The 17,050-nt window shown below is 41.6% G+C and carries 11 protein-coding genes, 1 tRNA gene and 3 pseudogenes; 8 read left to right on the forward strand and 7 right to left on the reverse strand.

Annotated features, from left to right (window positions below; all coding sequences use genetic code 11):
• Window positions 1–4: 4 nt before the first annotated feature.
• Window positions 5–1,309, reverse strand: coding sequence for a serine ammonia-lyase (locus ADJ67_07240; GenBank protein ID AKT47443.1), 1,305 nt, complete (start codon window positions 1,307–1,309; stop codon window positions 5–7).
• A 171-nt stretch (window positions 1,310–1,480) separates the two neighbouring features.
• Here ADJ67_07240 and ADJ67_07245 point away from each other — a divergent pair, with 171 nt between their 5' ends.
• The 5 genes and pseudogenes from ADJ67_07245 (at window position 1,481) to ADJ67_07265 (ending at window position 6,725) form a co-directional block, all read left to right on the forward strand.
• Window positions 1,481–3,154, forward strand: a complete 1,674-nt coding sequence (locus ADJ67_07245; protein ID AKT47444.1) for a formate--tetrahydrofolate ligase — start codon at window positions 1,481–1,483, stop codon at window positions 3,152–3,154.
• A gap of 85 nt (window positions 3,155–3,239) precedes the next feature.
• Window positions 3,240–3,851 (forward strand): hypothetical protein, encoded by a 612-nt coding sequence (locus ADJ67_07250; GenBank protein AKT47445.1) that lies wholly within the window; start codon window positions 3,240–3,242, stop codon window positions 3,849–3,851.
• Entirely contained in the window at window positions 3,852–4,712 is an 861-nt protein-coding gene (locus ADJ67_07255; GenBank protein AKT47446.1) for a methenyltetrahydrofolate cyclohydrolase, read from the forward strand. It begins immediately after the preceding gene.
• Window positions 4,713–4,889: 177 nt separating this feature from the next.
• Window positions 4,890–5,408, forward strand: a complete 519-nt coding sequence (locus tag ADJ67_07260) for a hypothetical protein (GenBank protein AKT47447.1) — start codon at window positions 4,890–4,892, stop codon at window positions 5,406–5,408.
• A gap of 33 nt (window positions 5,409–5,441) precedes the next feature.
• Window positions 5,442–6,725, forward strand: a pseudogene (locus tag ADJ67_07265) (hypothetical protein).
• Window positions 6,726–7,334: 609 nt separating this feature from the next.
• On the opposite strand, the gene ADJ67_07270 reads toward ADJ67_07265, so the two are convergent.
• The 3 genes and pseudogenes from ADJ67_07270 to ADJ67_07280 form a co-directional block, all read right to left on the reverse strand.
• Window positions 7,335–8,903: a phosphoenolpyruvate carboxykinase gene (locus ADJ67_07270; protein AKT47448.1), complete on the reverse strand. Its 1,569-nt coding sequence runs from the start codon at window positions 8,901–8,903 to the stop codon at window positions 7,335–7,337.
• Window positions 8,904–8,937: 34 nt separating this feature from the next.
• Window positions 8,938–10,275, reverse strand: coding sequence for an aminopeptidase (locus ADJ67_07275; GenBank protein ID AKT47449.1), 1,338 nt, complete (start codon window positions 10,273–10,275; stop codon window positions 8,938–8,940).
• A 690-nt stretch (window positions 10,276–10,965) separates the two neighbouring features.
• Window positions 10,966–11,208: pseudogene (locus ADJ67_07280) on the reverse strand (hypothetical protein).
• 298 nt (window positions 11,209–11,506) lie between these two features.
• On the opposite strand from ADJ67_07280, the gene ADJ67_07285 reads away from it, so the two are divergent.
• From ADJ67_07285 to ADJ67_07295, 3 genes are all read left to right on the forward strand, one after another.
• Window positions 11,507–11,818: a hypothetical protein gene (locus ADJ67_07285; protein AKT47450.1), complete on the forward strand. Its 312-nt coding sequence runs from the start codon at window positions 11,507–11,509 to the stop codon at window positions 11,816–11,818.
• A gap of 120 nt (window positions 11,819–11,938) precedes the next feature.
• Window positions 11,939–13,132: a F420-0--gamma-glutamyl ligase gene (locus ADJ67_07290; protein AKT47451.1), complete on the forward strand. Its 1,194-nt coding sequence runs from the start codon at window positions 11,939–11,941 to the stop codon at window positions 13,130–13,132.
• 289 nt (window positions 13,133–13,421) lie between these two features.
• Window positions 13,422–13,498, forward strand: a tRNA-Arg gene (locus tag ADJ67_07295).
• A gap of 128 nt (window positions 13,499–13,626) precedes the next feature.
• On the opposite strand, the gene ADJ67_07300 is transcribed toward ADJ67_07295, so the two are convergent.
• From ADJ67_07300 to ADJ67_07310, 3 genes and pseudogenes are all read right to left on the reverse strand, one after another.
• The gene (locus ADJ67_07300) at window positions 13,627–14,826 is read right to left on the reverse strand and encodes a hypothetical protein (GenBank protein ID AKT47452.1); all 1,200 of its coding nucleotides are present in this window, start codon (window positions 14,824–14,826) and stop codon (window positions 13,627–13,629) included.
• A gap of 19 nt (window positions 14,827–14,845) precedes the next feature.
• On the reverse strand, window positions 14,846–15,559 hold the full coding sequence (locus ADJ67_07305) for an isochorismatase (protein ID AKT47453.1): 714 nt from the start codon (window positions 15,557–15,559) through the stop codon (window positions 14,846–14,848).
• Between the two features lie 167 nt (window positions 15,560–15,726).
• A pseudogene (locus ADJ67_07310) lies at window positions 15,727–16,845 on the reverse strand (hypothetical protein).
• Window positions 16,846–17,050: the final 205 nt, after the last annotated feature.

A 17,050-nucleotide genomic window follows, 5' to 3' on the forward strand; every position in this document is an offset into this window, starting at 1 on the left:
AAATCTATTTGCCCTGATTGTAGTAGCTTCTCATCTCAGCTTCTGGAACCATGCTTCCGCCTGTAGCCCAAAGGATGTGAGTTGCGTTCTTCATCTTTGATTTCAGATTCTTATCGCTAAGTCTTTCTAGATTCTCAGTCACGTGCATAGGGCCTGTGAAGGAAGCGCATGCAGAAGGCTCGATAAATATGCCCTCAGAGTCAGCAAGCTTTGTTAGGAATGGATAAAGCTTATCATCTTCTATTGTAAAGCACGCTTCTAGCAAGGTTGACATTATATCTCCAACTAGTCTAGATGCTCTACCTACAGCAAGTCCATCGGCAGCCGTTTTTCCATCCAAGCCTATATCTGAGCAAGCTATGCCATCGTTCAGTCCCGTAGCAAGACCTAGAGTCATACAAGGTGCATGAGTAGGCTCTGCAAAGAGAACATGCATGTTCTTTCCATAGATTTCCTTAAGTCCAAAGGTAACTCCGCCAGGTGCACCACCAACTCCGCAAGGTATGTAAACAAAGACTGGATGCTCATCATCACAAACTATTCCTGCATCCTCAAACTGCTTTACGATTCTCTTTGCTGCAACAGAATATCCCATGAATAGATCAAGCGAGCCCTCATCGTCAACGAAGTGGCACTTGTCGTCACCTGCTGCAATCTTACGACCCTCTGCAACAGCCTTCTGGTAGTCATCCTCATATTCAACAACCGTAACTCCCTTAGACCTTAAAAGAGCCTTCTTCCACTCTCTCGCATCAGCTGACATATGAACAGTCACCTTAAAACCAAGCTTAGCGCTGATTATTCCTATCGAAAGCCCTAAGTTACCAGTTGAACCCACTGCAACGCTGTAATCAGAAAATAGCTTCATGCACTCATCGCTCATAAGCTTTGAGTAGTCATCATCTTCCTTTAGGAGTCCGTGCTCCATAGCTACCTTCTCGGCGAACTTTAGAACCTCGTATATGCCTCCTCTGGCTTTGATAGAGCCAGAAACAGGTAGGTGCGAGTCCATCTTGAGGAATAGTCTTCCCTCAAAATCACAGCCTGTCATCTTCTCGAGTTCCTTCTTCATCTCAGGTATCTCTCTGAGTGGTGACTCGATTATTCCCTTTGATTTTTCGGTCTCTGGAAAAGCGGCCTGTATGTACGCAGCAAAGCGAGCTAATCTCGCCTCTGCATCTTCGATATCGCTCATTCCAAACTCGAGCTTTCTATCCTCGTCAGCTCTCTCATTTAACCAGAAAACTTCCTTAGCATCTGCCATATCTGCAACTACCGGATACAATACCTTTAGCTTTGTAATATCCATATTTCCACCTCGAAAAATTTTATAAAAAAGTTCCATTAATTATCGTGCATTACTACGCTTTGATTATACCATTTATTATATTCTTTTGATACACAGTTTCTGTTTAATTAACATATAATATGTGATATACTTTAGTAATGTTATAGCCAGTGAAAAATACGGAGGATTTAGATGACTTTCAAATCTGATATTGAGATTGCTCAAGCATGTGAAATGCAGAAGATAACCGAGATAGCAAAGCTTGCCGGAATCAACGAGGAATATCTAGAGCTATATGGTAATTACAAAGCAAAGATAAACTATAAATTGCTCAAGGACGCTGACCAAAAACAGGGTAAGCTAGTTCTTGTTACAGCTATAAATCCTACACCAGCGGGTGAAGGAAAAACCACAACTACAGTCGGTCTTGCAGACGCTCTTCGCAAGCTAGGCAAGAACTCAATGATGGCTATCAGAGAGCCTTCCCTAGGACCTGTTTTCGGAGTCAAGGGTGGTGCCGCAGGTGGCGGATATGCTCAGATAGTACCTATGGAGGACATCAACCTACATTTTACTGGTGATTTCCACGCTATTGGTGCAGCTAATAACCTGCTTGCAGCTATGCTTGATAACCACATCCAGCAGGGCAACGAGCTAAACATAGATCCACGCCGTATCACATGGCGCAGAGCCGTAGACATGAACGATCGTCAGCTCAGAAACATCGTAATTGGACTAGGTGGCAAGGCTAACGGAACACCTAGAGAAGATGGCTTTGATATAACAGTTGCAAGTGAGATAATGGCAGTTCTTTGCCTATCAAGCGATATCGAAGACCTAAAGAATAGACTCGCAAGAATAATCGTTGGATATTCATACGACAACAAGCCAGTAACTGCAGGCGACCTCAATGCTCAGGGCGCAATGTCTGCACTCCTAAAGGATGCACTCAAGCCTAACCTTGTTCAATCACTCGAGGGCACACCAGCCTTTGTTCACTGCGGACCATTTGCTAACATTGCTCACGGCTGCAACTCTATCACAGCTACTCGCATGGCGCTTGCTCTCAGCGATTACACAGTTACCGAGGCAGGCTTTGGTGCAGACCTAGGTGCAGAGAAGTTCCTAGATATCAAATGCCGTATAGCAGGCCTAAAGCCAGATGCAGTTGTAATCGTAGCTACCGTAAGAGCGCTTAAGTTCAACGGTGGAGTTCCAAAGAATCAGCTTAACAACGAGAACCTAGAAGCTCTAGAGAAAGGACTTCCTAACCTTCTACAGCACGTATCAAACATCACTGGCGTTTACAAGCTTCCTGCAGTAGTTGCAATAAATGCTTTCCCTACAGACACAGAAGCTGAGCTAAACCTCATCAGAACAAAGTGTGAAGAGCTAGGCGTAAACGTTGCCCTTAGCGAAGTTTGGGCAAAGGGTGGCGCTGGCGGAAGAGAGCTAGCTGAAGAAGTAATCAAGCTCTGTGAAAAGCCAAACGAATTCCAATTTGCTTACGATGACTCACTCTCAATCAAAGAAAAGATCGAAGCAATAGCTAAGAAGATATATCACGCTGATTCAGTGAACTTTGTCGAGAAGGCACCTAAGCAGCTTGAGGAACTTGAGGCTCTTGGCTTCGGAAATCTTCCTGTCTGCATGGCAAAGACACAGTATTCCTTCTCAGATAATCCAGATTTGCTCGGAGCACCTAAGAACTTCAGTATCTCTGTCAGAAATCTCAAGGTTTCTGCCGGCGCAGGATTTATCGTTGCCCTTACAGGAGATATCATGACCATGCCGGGACTTCCAAAGAGACCAGCAGCTGAGAGAATCGATATCGATAACGATGGCAAGATCACTGGACTATTCTAGTTTTCAGAGATGATTTTCAAAGCTTAGCAGTTTCAGTATATGCTATCTGAAGAAGCTCTGCCTTCTCAGATTTAGGGGTATAATAATGACAAAATCACATAACATAGAAGAATTTCTAGAAGTTTTATCTTCATCAAGTCCGACTCCAGGTGGCGGGGGTGCCAGCGCTCTAGTAGGCGCAATTGGTGTTTCACTAGGTCACATGGTTGGAGCCCTAACCAGTGGTAAGAAAAAATACGAACATGTTCAAGGCGAGATAGACCTCTTGCTTAAGCATGCAGATGATTTAAGTAAAAGTCTTACGGACTGCATCCAAAAGGACGCTGATGCCTTTGCTCCACTAGCAAGGTGCTATTCATTGCCAAAAGAGACACCTGGTAGAGATCAGATTATGGAGGGCTGCCTTCAGCAAGCTGCATCAGTTCCATTACGCATCATGCAATTAGCAGCTCAGGCTATAGAGATTCAGAGAGAGTTCGCAATTGTCGGAAGCCCACTTGTCATCTCAGATGCTGCAACAGGCGTCGCACTTTGCCGCGCCTCACTTATGGGTGCACTGGTTAATGTGAAGGTAAACACCAAGCTCATGAAGGATAGATGCTATGCAGATATGATTAATGCGGAGGCAGATGCCCTTGCTGAACAGTACTGCAAGCTTTCAGAGGAGATTTTCTATAACATATTGGAGAGATTTTAAATGACAGATATATTAAAGGGAGCACCCCTCGTTGATAAGCTCTGTTCTGAGCTAATCGCTAAGGTTAAGGAGCTATCAAAGCAAAACATCAAGCCTTGCCTTGCCATAGTTAGAGTTGGTGCAAAGCCTAATGACATAAGCTATGAAAACACAATTCTTAAGCGCTGTGAAAAGATTGGCGTAGTAGCAAAACAGGTAGTGCTTGCAGAGGACATCCCTGCAGAGGATTTTTACGCTGAACTAGAGAATTTAAACGCTGACTGCAATGTCCATGGCATACTGATGTTTAGACCTCTTCCATCACATATAGATGGTGAGAAGGCTCGCAATTTGATTGCGGCATCAAAGGATGTAGACGGATCAACCGATGCTTCTCTTGCAGGCATCTTCACTGATAGCGATGTAGGATTTCCGCCTTGCACCGCTTCTGCAGCAATGGAAATACTAGATTTCTATGGAGTTGAGCTAAGTGGCAGGAATGCAGTTGTACTAGGCCGCTCTCTAGTTATCGGAAAGCCTGTTGCAATGATGCTTCTCAGAAAGAATGCCAGCGTAACAATCTGCCACAGCAGAACCAAGAATATAGAGGAGCTTTCACGCTCAGCGGATATCCTTATCGCATGCACAGGCCAGCCAGAGAGTGTAGGACCTGAGTATGTTAATCCAAATCAGTGTATAATAGACGTAGGCGTCAGCTATAGTGAAGCTAAGCAAAAGCTTTGCGGAGATGTAGATTTTGATGCAGTCTCAGATAAGGTCGCTTCCATAACCCCAGTACCTGGTGGTGTTGGTGGCGTCACATCAACCATACTAGTTAAGCATGTTGTTGAAGCCGCAGCTAAACAAGCGTGCACTAGATAGAACAATAATTTGTACTAGTTTAATAAGTTTAATGTCAGAGTAGGATTTGGCGCGTTAAGTGTCGCAGGATGGGAGTTGTCTGCGAACGAAAGGAATTTATTCCTGCGGTGCCAATTCCGCATCCGCTGCCACTTTAGATTCTTCTTTTGTGGCATAGCCATGAAAGGAGTTTTTTTAATGAAAACAAACACAAAACAAATGACGCTGAATTCAGTTCTAGCCGCTATTTGCGCAACTCTAGCCTTCCTTGCAATCTCAACGCAGGGAATGAAGATCACCTTTGAGAGTTTCCCCGTTCTCATCGGCGCATTGTTATTCGGACCGCTAAGCGGAGTTGCCATCGGTACACTAGGTACCGTAATCTACCAGCTGCTCAAATTCGGCATCACATTCACAACACCACTTTGGATTCTACCATACACTCTCTACGGACTGTATGTGGGATTATATGCAAAGCGTCACGGCTTCAAGCTAAGCACTAAGCAAACATTCTTCATCATAATGTCAGGAGAGCTTCTGATTACAGTAATCAACACTATTTCACTCTATATAGATAGCCACATCTACGGCTACTACACTCCTGCTTTGATTTTAGGACTTCTGCTTCCTAGACTTGGACTCTGCGTTGCAAAGGGAATCGCATTCTCAGTAATCGCACCTCAGATAGTGAAGCCACTTCAGAAAATATCAAAGTAAGATTAGAGTAAAATGGAAAACACAAACAAAAGAATGAAGGCTGAGCAAATCCTCACCTACGATGATGCGTTAAACTACATCGAAAACTACACATGGAGCAAGACTCGCCTAGGTCTTTCGAGAACCTACGAGCTACTTGATGCGCTCGGAAACCCACAGGATTCACTTAAATTTGTCCACGTAGCCGGAAGCAACGGTAAAGGAAGTACCTGCGCAATGCTCTCATCGATACTGTCAAAGGCTGGATTTAAGACAGGTTTCTATCTGTCCCCTCACCTTTTCAGTTTCTGCGAGCGTTTTCAGATAAATGGAAGACAAATCGCTGAAGAGGATTTCATAGATATAACAAGGAAGGTTGCAGCCGCTGCGGACAGCCTAGACGACCATCCTAGTCAGTTTGAAATTTCGACCGCCATAGCCTTTCTCTACTTCAAGACTCAGGGCTGTGACATCGTCGTTCTCGAAGTTGGCATGGGGGGAAGCCTAGACAGCACCAATGTTATAAATGCTCCAGAAGTTGCCGTAATCTGTAACATCGGCCTAGACCACACAGATTTCCTCGGAAACACTCTTGCCGAAATAGCAGAAAACAAAGCAGGCATTATTAAGCCCGGTTGCGAGGTAGTTTGCTACGAAATGGCTAGCGAGGCGCTATCAGTCATAGAAAACAGATGCAAGGAGCTAAACACTCCTCTTCATATATCAAAGTTTGATAGCCTAAAGTATCTAAACCAAAGCCTGAAATCTCAATCCTTTAGCTACGATGGCATAGAATACTCAATATCCCTTCTCGGCGAGCACCAGTGCAAAAACGCCTCTGTCGCAATAGAGGTAATTAAAGCGCTCCGCTCAAGAGGATGGACAGTCTCTGACGAGTCCCTAAAGCAAGGCCTCCGCGACGCTAAATGGCCAGCAAGATTTGAGATACTGTCACTTGACCCTATATTCATTTTAGACGGAGGGCATAATCCACAGTGCGCCAGTTCCATTGCTAAGGCAATCTCAGACTATCTTCCTGAGCAGAAGCTTAAACTTGTGATTGGAATGCTTGCAGACAAAAACGTCAGCGAGGTCATAGATATAATTGCACCTAAGGTAAGCGAGTTCTACTGCCTTGCGCCAGATAGCGATAGAGCAATGGCAGCTGGCGAACTTGCAGGTTTGATTAGGTCAAAAGGATTAAACGCTAAGGCATACGCTTCAAGCGAAGATTGCCTATCTGAAGTTTTAGATACTGCAGGTGAACAGCCTGTAATGGCATTCGGATCACTATACCTTGCAGGAGAACTTAGAAAAAGCGCTGCAAAAGTACTTCAGAAAAAGCAAAGAAAAGAAGCTCTAGCTGCAAGAAACTCACTCAGCAGTGACTATATAGAGAAGGCATCTCATGCAATCTGCGAAAAGCTTATCTCTAGCGATGACTTTCAAAGCGCTAAGAAGATATTCGTTTACAAGGCTGTAGCTTGTGAGGTAAGGCTTGATGATTTGATAGAAAAAGCATTGTCCCTTGGTAAGGAGATATATTACCCACTCTGCAAAAGTAAGGGTGAAATGCTAGCCCTAAAACCAGGTCAAGATACAGTTTGGAAAGAGGGTTCTTTCGGAATATCAGAGCCTAGTGAAGACGGATCTAGCGAAGCTAAACCGAGCGAGCTAGACCTCATAATATGTCCGCTGGCTGGCTTTGATGAAGCTGGAAATCGCATAGGAATGGGCGGTGGATACTACGATAGATTTCTTGCGAAAGCTGGATTAGCAAAGGTCGTAGGAGTTGCCTTTGATTGCCAGAGGCTAGAGAGAATACTTGCTCAGCCACATGACATTGCGCTTCCAAAGATAATCACAGAAAAATAAACTTAGCCCTGCATCAAATGCAGGGCTTTTTCATCAAAAAGAGTGCATGAGAATCTCATACACTCTTACATTTTATTTTAGCTTAGGTCCTGCAGCTACAACCTCTGCATCCATCTTTTTGTACTTCTTGAAGTTTTCAACAAAGCTTGAAGCCAGCTTCTGACATCTCTCCTCATAAGCATTCTTATCTTCCCATGTATTTGCAGGAATTAGAAGCTCTGAAGGAACTCCTTCTATGCTCGTAGGAACTGATACACCAAAGGTCTCGTCTTTAACAAACTCAGACTTCTCTATCTCTCCTGTAAGAGCAGCTGTTACCATTGCTCTTGTATATGATAGCTTCATTCTCTTGCCAGTACCATTCCATCCTGTGTTTATTAGGTAAACATTAGCACCTGACTTTTCTACCTTTTCGGCTAGCATTCTAGCATAAACAGAAGGATCTAGCGGTAGGAACGGCTCTCCAAAACATGTTGAGAATGTTGGAACGGGCTCGATTATGCCGATTTCCGTACCAGCCACCTTTGATGTAAAGCCCGAAACGAAATAGTACATAGCCTGATTTCTATCTAGCTTAGAAATTGGAGGAAGTACTCCGTAAGCATCTGCTGTAAGGAAGATTACAGTCTTAGGCACGCTCTTAGATATTCCCGAAAGCTCTGCATTTGGTATATGCTCAATAGGATATCCAACTCTTGTGTTTACTGCTAGGGAATCATCAAAGAAGTCAAACTCTCTTGTCTCCTCGTCCATAACAACATTCTCCACCAAAGCGCCAGCCTTAATAGCGTTATAGATTTCCGGTTCGGTCTCTACAGAAAGATTGATGCACTTCGCGTAACATCCACCCTCAAAGTTGAATATTGAATCATCGGACCAGCCGTGCTCATCATCACCGATAAGCTTGCGATTAGGATCTGCTGAAAGCGTCGTCTTTCCTGTTCCTGAAAGACCAAAGAACACTGCGCTGTCATTATCTTTTCCGACATTTGCCGAGCAGTGCATTGGGAAAACATCCATCTTAGGAAGATCGTAGTTCATGATTGAGAAGACAGATTTCTTGATTTCTCCTGAGTAGTATGTTCCGCAGATTAAAACCTCATGCGATTCATAGTTTACTATGATAGCAGCTTCTGAGTTTGTTCCGTCAACCTCAGGGACGCACTTGAATCCAGGTGCTACATAGATTGTATAGTCCTGCTTAAAGCTCTCAAGTTGCTCAGCAGTAGGTCTCATCAAAAGTTGATGAATGAATAGGTTCTGTGAAGCAAGCTCATTTATGATTCTAAATGACTGTCTATATCTTTCGTCTCCACCTGCAAATCCATCAAAGATGAACACTTCTTTGTTCTGCAAGTATGCTACTATCTTAGCTTTTAGCGCATTGAATTTTGATTCCTCGATTGGGCGATTAACCTTTCCCCAAGCGATTTCATCGTGAACTGCTGGCGTGTCAACGATGAATTTGTCATTTGCACTTCTTCCTGTATATTTACCAGTTTTTACAACTAGTGCTCCCGTATTTGAGAGCTTACCCTCGCCTCTTCTCAAAGCATGCTCAGTGAGCTTGGCAGGTGATAGATTGCGATAAATTGCCTTTGTATTAATAATGCCGGATGTTTCCAGTCCGTAGGTTTCCATTTGTTTCCTCCTATATCCGAGTTAAGTATCTTAGTTAAAAACTTAGTGAATAACTTCCTGCTCCTTCAAAGACCACACTGGTCTCGTAGAAGCATTTTAGCGCTTTGATCAAATAATCTGTATCCTCACTGCCTGCCGTTTCGTATGGCGAATGCATCGCAAGCTGTGCCAGTCCTATGTCGACTGTATTTAATGATACCTGAGCGCTAGATATATTTCCGAGTGTCGAACCGCCCGCCATATCTGAGCGATTTGCAAACTCTTGGTAGGGAACCTCTGCCCTTTTACAAATCTGTTTGAACATAGCAGCTGAAACTGCGTCCGTCGTATATTTCTGGTTAGCACTGTGCTTTATCACTATGCCCTTATTCATCTCCGGTCTGTTTATAGGGTCAGCCTTTGATGAGGCATTTGGATGTACCGCATGCGCGTTGTCCGCTGAGACCATCATGCTAGAAGCCACAAGCTTTGCAATCTCCGAAACACTCTTTCCGAAAGCTTCACCTATCCTGCTTATAGTATCGCTTAGGAAGGTTGACCCTGCTCCCTGCTTGGTTTCACTTCCGACCTCCTCATTATCAAAGGCCGCCAGCATCGGGATAGAATCCTTGCTCTCCGCGGTTAAGATTGCCTGCAGAGCAGAGTAAACGCACTGCAGATCATCGATGTGCGGAGCTGAGAAGAATTCGTTCTTCGCTCCCCAGAAAGTCGGCTTCGTCCTGCTATACAGAAACAGATCACTTCCGACAATATTATCCTTACATACACCGGCAGAATCCGCTACTAGCTCCATGAACTCACCCTTTGATCCCATCTGAGAAAAAAGCGGTAACATATCATTTTGCACGTTGAACGCGATTCCGTCGTTTGCTTTACGGTTCATGTGGATTGCAAGATTTGGAATCATAAGGAGATCACGGTCGATGTTGACAAGCTTAGTGCTTAGTCTAACCTGGCCTCCTGCCTCGTCACATTCCTCACTAACAACAACTCTTCCAGCAACCGAAAGCGGTCTGTCAAACCACGGAGCCATTAGCATACCGCCATAGCCTTCCACATTAAGCTTGACATATAGCTCACCCTCTTCAAGCTCAGGTCTATCACCCTTAATCTTGAAACATGGTGAATCAGTGTGCGCTGAAGCAATCTGGAATCCCTTAAAATTATTTTTGGGCAGCCTAAAAGCCAGAACCGATGACTCGTTTCTGACTACAAAGTATTTGCCGTTATTTTTTAGATTCCACGAACTGCCCTCGCTGAGTTCCTCAAAGCCCTGCTCCTCCAGTATCGCACGCATATTTGCTACGACATGAAAGGGCGTAGGAGACTTTTCTAGGAAGCCCATAAGCGCCTTCGTTGAATTTTCGTACATTTCATCCTCCAAAATCTCTATCAATTGTACTAATACTATTATACGACATTACAAAGAGATTTTGTTAAATAAATGTTAATTATTTTGATCTATATATTTTGTTTTGTAATTAAATTCATCAAAACCATAAATTACTTGACTGCTACATAAAAACTTGCCGAGCTTAACCAAGCTATGCTTGGACTTAGGTTTCGACTTCCTAAATTCGGCACAGCTCAAGTATACCTAGCACTGGCGCGTTCTGCCCTAGCCTCATCCGTCGGATATTCGCAACAAAACTTAGCTTCGCTCCTCGACTAGCGCCATTCCTACCGTTCCTACGCTCGCCGTTATATTGCTCAAGAATAGCGCAATATCGTCGTCGCTAACCGGGTAGTCCAGTTCTTTCCAAAGAAAGATTGTTGCAAGCATTCCCTCCATAACAAAGGTCAGATATAAATCCATCCAAGGCATGCTCTTTTCGTTAGCCCCTGCATAGGCAATCAGGGTCGCCTTCTCCTGCTTTACAATCTTCTTAGTAAGTCTCGAATGCCCGTCAAAATACATCACAAGCTTAAACAGCTCTGGATTATACCTAAGCTGATTAATCAGATTCTCAAAGATAGGAAGTATAATCTTTGATAGTTCCTCCTGCTCTGCTGACATCTGATTCTTGCCCTCGTACTTTGCCATATCCACATGAGACTTTGCTATACAATCGACCAATAGTCCGTTGAGATCTTCTACTAAGTTATTTTCGATTTCGTCCATAACCTGGTAGATATCGGAATAGTGATTATAGAAGGTTTTTCTATTCACATCCGCTTCCTTCGTTAACTCGATAATAGTAATATCGGAAATGTTTTTCTTGTCCATAAGCGTCATAAGCGCATCCTGAATCGCTTTCTTGGTCTTCTTAACACGTCTATCGCTATGCTTTTTGTTGTCATTCATACTCGTCTCCTCTAATTCTGCATACTTTACACGTCTACGCCTATATTGGTCATTCAATTGTATATACTCATCATACTACTTATTTGTATAATAATCAACATCGTACAAATTTTCTTACACTTACTCCACATTATAATCAGAAAAGGGTGCTTATCTTTGACGGAAAATGCACGTTTTGAAAAATTAGATTGATATTTCTGTGAATAAGGATTAAGATGAAGTTAAGATAGGTAAAGCTATGCTTACCACCTTTATGCATATAGATTGAGATATTTCTTTGTGAATGAGAGGTACTATTATGAAATATAATTTAGTAACAAAAAAGAATATCGCTATTGCAGTTTTTATAATTCTAGTAATATTTGCTACTGTTTGTTTTGATTATTTTCGCACTCTAAATGCAAATAATCAGCAGCTGACCAAAATGCTACAAGCAGTCGAGGAAAATCCTGTAAGTTCTGAGATCAAGGACAAGGATGGCAATAACATCACAGAAGATTTCCTAAAGAGATATAAGGAAGACTTCAAAAAAAGAGACTACAGCAAGGCCATCAAAGAAATCCGCGAGAAACAATATTCTGTTGCAGCCAGCTATAGGATTATATCTTAAAATTTGCCTAAAATTTAACTGTATACAAATTTCCTATTTTACAACTTGCCCATTTTGATATATTATTTTAGTAGCTAGTAAAAAATTTAACAAAGCGTTTTATATCTAAAGGAGAATAATATGGAAAAAGTAGTGGGAACGGTTGTAAGAGGATTGCGTGCGCCAATTTTTAAAGCAGGCGACGATCTTGTCCAGATGATCCCCGATTTATTAGATAGATTTTTTGAACAAGAGAACATAGAGATTGGCAAAAAGGACGTCGTTGCTATCACTGAGAGCGTTGTCGCTCGTACACAGGGTAACTACGTTACAATAGACCAGGTCGCTAAGGATCTTAACCCTGACTTTGCTGGTAAGGAACTTGGAGTAATCCTTCCTATCCTAAGCAGAAACCGCTTTGCTATAGTTCTAAGAGCCATTGCAAGCGCAGATGTAGAGAAGGTAATTCTTCAGCTTTCACTTCCATCAGACGAGGTTGGAAACCACTTAATTACACTAGACCAGCTCGACAACGCAGGTATCAACCCTTGGAGAGAGACTATCTCAGAGGCTAAGTATCGCGAGCTATTCGGATACCAGAAGCACGAGTTCACAGGTATCGACTATGTTGCATATTACAAGGAGCTCGTAGAGGACTGCGGCAAAAAGTGCGAAATCATATTCTCAAACGATCCACTAGCAATCCTAGCTCACACCAAATACGTTATCAACTGCGACATCCACACAAGAAAGCGCACCAAGAACCTTCTTCTAAAGAATGGTGCTGAATGTGTACGCAGTCTCGACGATATCATGAATGCGCCAATAGACGGCTCAGGCTATAACGAAAAGTACGGCCTTCTCGGTTCAAACAAGTCAACTGAAGACCAGATCAAGCTCTTCCCTCGCGAATGTTCTCCTCTAGTTGAGGCAATCCAGGCTGAAGTCAAGAAGCGCACAGGCAAAACCATCGAGGTTATGGTTTACGGAGACGGAGCTTTCAAGGATCCTGTCGGAAAGATTTGGGAACTTGCTGACCCAGTCGTATCACCTGGCTACACAAGCGGACTTGAGGGAACACCAAACGAGCTAAAGCTCAAATACCTCGCAGACAATGATTTCAAGGATTTGCGTGGCGACGAGCTCAAGGAAGCTATCAAAGAAGCTATTAAGTCCAAGTCAGACAACCTAGTAGGCCAGATGGCAACTCAGGGTACAACCCCAAGACAGCTAACAGACCTTCTCGGAAGCCTCTGCGATCTGACATCAGGCTCAGGCGACAAGGGAACTCCAGTAGTCTACATCCAGGGCTACTTCGACAACTATACAAACTAATATTTGACTGGTACGCCATATCTAAGCTATTGTTAGCTCGTGACGTCACCAGCTCTCCTTAAAAGACATTTAGGGCGACCCGGTAAGCTTAGCATCTATATCGCTAGCAGGCTACTGGGTCGCTTTTTATTTTTCTTTCTTATAGTTTTTATCTTGAACTCACCCTATCAACCCTGGACACCCTGATTAAGAGTCAGGTGCACCGCTACTTGCCAAGCTTCTAAAGATTCTGCTTTACAAAGCCCCCAATTTTTAATATAATACTTTAGGTAAGCATTATTACTTACATGCGCCATTAGCTCAATTGGATAGAGTGCCTGACTACGAATCAGTAGGTTGGGGGTTCGAGCCCCTCATGGCGCACCATAAGATAAAAACCTTGAAAACACTGTGTTTTACAGTCATTCAAGGTTTTTTCTTTGCTGAAAAGCAGCTTTGTTTTCTTTAGTAATCGCAAATAGTTTATAGTATATTTTTTAATAAAGCATATTCCCCTACACTCGTTCATACTGCTTTCCGCATAGGCTTAAGGCCAAATTCACAAACATCTCTATCCCTACCGATATTGAATCTTCATTAATATTAAGTGTAGCATCATGAAGAGTTCCTGTAGGAATGTCATCCTGTGCACATCCGAGCATAAAAATTGATCCAGGTATTTCTTCTTGATAATATGCAAAGTCTTCTGATCCCATATGCGGTCTTTTGATCTTTATACAACATTCTTTTGACTCTAATATTGATTCCGCCACATCAATCACTTTTTCGGTAAGTATTGTATCGTTGTTTACTGATGGAAATCCTGTTATGAATTCAATTGCTCCGTTACCTCCCATAGCCTCTGCTGTCCCAACAACAATTTGTTTCATTTTATTCTTTATAATTTCTTTACTTGACTTATCTATACATCGAATCATACCCCTCATTTCCACATAGTCTGGAATTATATTTACAGCTTCGCCTCCATTTATTTGACATATTGAAAATGTTGCAACATCAAATGGATCAATCCCATTGCTTAAAACCGACTGTAGACCACTGATTACTTGTGCTGCAATAATAATCGCATTTACCCCACAATGTGGTTCTGATGAATGAGCTCCCTTTCCTCTTATTCTTATTTCAAATTCGTCATCTGTTGCAGAGAGTGGTCCGCTTTTCGTTCCAATGGTTCCGCACGCAAGTTCGGGCATCATATGAAGAGCAAATATTGCTTCTACATTTGGATTTTCCAACGCACCATCATTGATAATACATTTTGCACCTCCATTAGCCTCCTCACCTGGCTGAAATATAAATTTTATAGTGCCTTTAAACGAATCTTTCATCTGTGATATCATAAATGCCGTACCCAACAAAATAGCCATATGGCAATCATGTCCACACGCGTGCATAACCCCGTGATTCTTAGACTCAAATTCCAGCCCTGTATCTTCCAAAATTGGTAAAGCATCCATATCTGCTCTGAATGCAATATTAGGGCCACCTATTCCCGAGTCAAAAGTAGCTATAACTCCTGTTCCTCCTACGTTATTCTTTACTTCAAATCCCATTTTATTAAGTTTTTCAGATATAAATTTAGAAGTTTCAAATTCCTCGAAGCTTAATTCTGGGAATTCATGAAAATGCCTTCTCCACGAAATCACTTCGTCGAGGTTTGCTTTAACCATTGGTTTTATCTGATTTATATACATCTTTCTAACCTTCTTCTATTTAGTTTAACTGCTCTAACCTCTCAATTAACTCCTGGGTTTTCTCACAATTCGCATATATGTATTTAATACTTTGCAACGCTTTGTCGTGTCTTTCTTGACTCATAGCTGCCATAGCATCTTCAATCATATCCACCTTATATCCAAGGTCTGCCAAATCTCTTACCGATGTGCTTACGCATTGATCTGTATAGAATCCTGTAACTACTACATTTTTTATTCCTAAATTTCTAAGAATCCTGTCTATTGGTGTCCCTACGACTATTCCTGAACATGTCTTATTAAGTACAATCTCATTCTCTAACGGCATTGCTTCATCACAAAATTCCGACGCGGTACATCCCGGAGGATAATACATTCCGGCAGAACTATGTAATACGCCGGTATCTTTTGCATCGCTAAGTAACGATTGAATTCTAATGTGTATAGGTCTTATTCCGACCTTACGACAGTTTTTAAGAATTTTATTGATATTTTCCAGTGCAACTTTTGTATTTGACTCTAATTGTTCTAAAATAGGCATTAAAGGTTCAACCTCTATTCCCATTGATTCAAATCCAGCAATAAAGTATTCCTTAGTTATACATTTCTGTGCATCTATTATTATAAGAGCAGTTTCCTCCGGTGATAACATAACTGGATTCTTATACACTAGATCTGATAATTGTCCATAATATGATTCCACAAATTCATTTAAAGCATTATTTTTATCCATTTTTTCTCTCCTTATTATATAAATAGCTTTATATTAACATATAAAGATATATAGCAAAATTCATGCCACATAAGATATAGAATCCAAAACCACTATTTTATATTACAGTACAATTATTTACGCAATTTACTGCTGCAATTAATTGCATTAGCGCAATTTATTGCATATCACAGTCCTAACTTTCTACACTTATAGTACAATGTTCTTATAGGTATACCTAATATATTTGCAGCCTTATTTTTATCTCCCCCACATTTGTCAATCGCTTCGCGAATACAAAAGCTCTCAAACATATTTATAGCAGTATTCAAATTGTCCGGAATATCCATGTGATACATAATTCGCGACGGCTCTGTTTTAACATTCATCCCTTTTAAGGCAAATTCTATATCCGAGCGTGACAAAACATCATTATCTTCTCTTGAGTTTATCAGAGCCCTCGAAATTACATTCTCTAGTTCTCTTACATTCCCAGGCCAATCTTCCTCATACAGTAGTTCTAATGCATCTTCATCAATTCTACTTACATGCCTCTCGTAAAACTCATTGTATTTTTCTATTATATGCATAACAATAATACCGATATCTGTCTTCCTCTCCCTTAGAGGTGGTATTACAATAGGAAAAACATTTAATCTATAGTATAAATCCTCACGAAATTCTCCATTTCTAATCATTTTTTCAAGAGGTTTATTAGTTGCGCAAATTATCCTAACATCAACAAATTCAGGTTCCGTCGCACCTATAGGCATAATCTCTTTTTCTTGTAAAACTCTTAGGAGTTTGACTTGCATTTTTAGGGATATGTCACCAATCTCATCTAGAAAAAGTGTTCCTCCATCAGCTTCTTTAAACAATCCCACTTTTCCTCCACGTCTTGAACCTGTAAAAGAACCATCTTTATATCCAAATAGTTCACTTTCTAAAAGTTCCTCAGGAATCGAATTGCAATTTATTTTGAGAAATTTCTCAGTTCGTCGTTTACTTGCTCCATGAATTGCGTTTGCAAACAATTCTTTACCTGTACCGCTTTCCCCTCGTAACATTATAGTAGCTGGTGTTGTAGCCGCAATTTTCGCCGTTTGTACTACTTTAAGCAACTCAACATCTCGTCCTATTATATCTGCAAATGTATATCTTCTCTCCACTTTTCTTAGTTTTTTATTTAGCCTTGAAATTTCCATTTTGAGTCGAGTAATTTCTGACATATCATGATAAACAGATATACCACCAACTTTTACATCATCTAAGTAAATGTCGTTTTCATCTACTACAAATTCCCTGCTGCCCCTTTTACGCATATCATTAAAGGAACTGTTAGCATATACTCTATCACCGTTTAAATCTTTAATTTCAATAGCATACTTTAATGCATCCGTTATAGGGATTGTAGCTTTGATTAGATTCGTCAAATTGTCGTTTTTCATCAGAATACCTCTTTTGCAATTTATTGCATTTTCAGCTCAACTATATCGCTATTTCTTACAATCG

It is taken from the genome of Eubacterium sulci ATCC 35585 (genome assembly GCA_001189495.1).
In the GTDB taxonomy this organism is placed as follows: domain Bacteria; phylum Bacillota; class Clostridia; order Peptostreptococcales; family Anaerovoracaceae; genus Eubacterium_B; species Eubacterium_B sulci.

Excerpts from the sequence above, each read along its gene's own strand:
- ADJ67_07240 (AKT47443.1), bottom strand. The coding sequence starts at position 1,309 with ATGGATATTACAAAGCTAAAGGTATTGTATCCGGTAGTTGCAGATATG.
- ADJ67_07245 (AKT47444.1), top strand. The coding sequence starts at position 1,481 with ATGACTTTCAAATCTGATATTGAGATTGCTCAAGCATGTGAAATGCAG.
- ADJ67_07250 (AKT47445.1), top strand. The coding sequence starts at position 3,240 with ATGACAAAATCACATAACATAGAAGAATTTCTAGAAGTTTTATCTTCA.
- ADJ67_07255 (AKT47446.1), top strand. The coding sequence starts at position 3,852 with ATGACAGATATATTAAAGGGAGCACCCCTCGTTGATAAGCTCTGTTCT.
- ADJ67_07260 (AKT47447.1), top strand. The coding sequence starts at position 4,890 with ATGAAAACAAACACAAAACAAATGACGCTGAATTCAGTTCTAGCCGCT.
- ADJ67_07270 (AKT47448.1), bottom strand. The coding sequence starts at position 8,903 with ATGGAAACCTACGGACTGGAAACATCCGGCATTATTAATACAAAGGCA.
- ADJ67_07275 (AKT47449.1), bottom strand. The coding sequence starts at position 10,275 with ATGTACGAAAATTCAACGAAGGCGCTTATGGGCTTCCTAGAAAAGTCT.
- ADJ67_07285 (AKT47450.1), top strand. The coding sequence starts at position 11,507 with ATGAAATATAATTTAGTAACAAAAAAGAATATCGCTATTGCAGTTTTT.
- ADJ67_07290 (AKT47451.1), top strand. The coding sequence starts at position 11,939 with ATGGAAAAAGTAGTGGGAACGGTTGTAAGAGGATTGCGTGCGCCAATT.
- ADJ67_07300 (AKT47452.1), bottom strand. The coding sequence starts at position 14,826 with ATGTATATAAATCAGATAAAACCAATGGTTAAAGCAAACCTCGACGAA.
- ADJ67_07305 (AKT47453.1), bottom strand. The coding sequence starts at position 15,559 with ATGGATAAAAATAATGCTTTAAATGAATTTGTGGAATCATATTATGGA.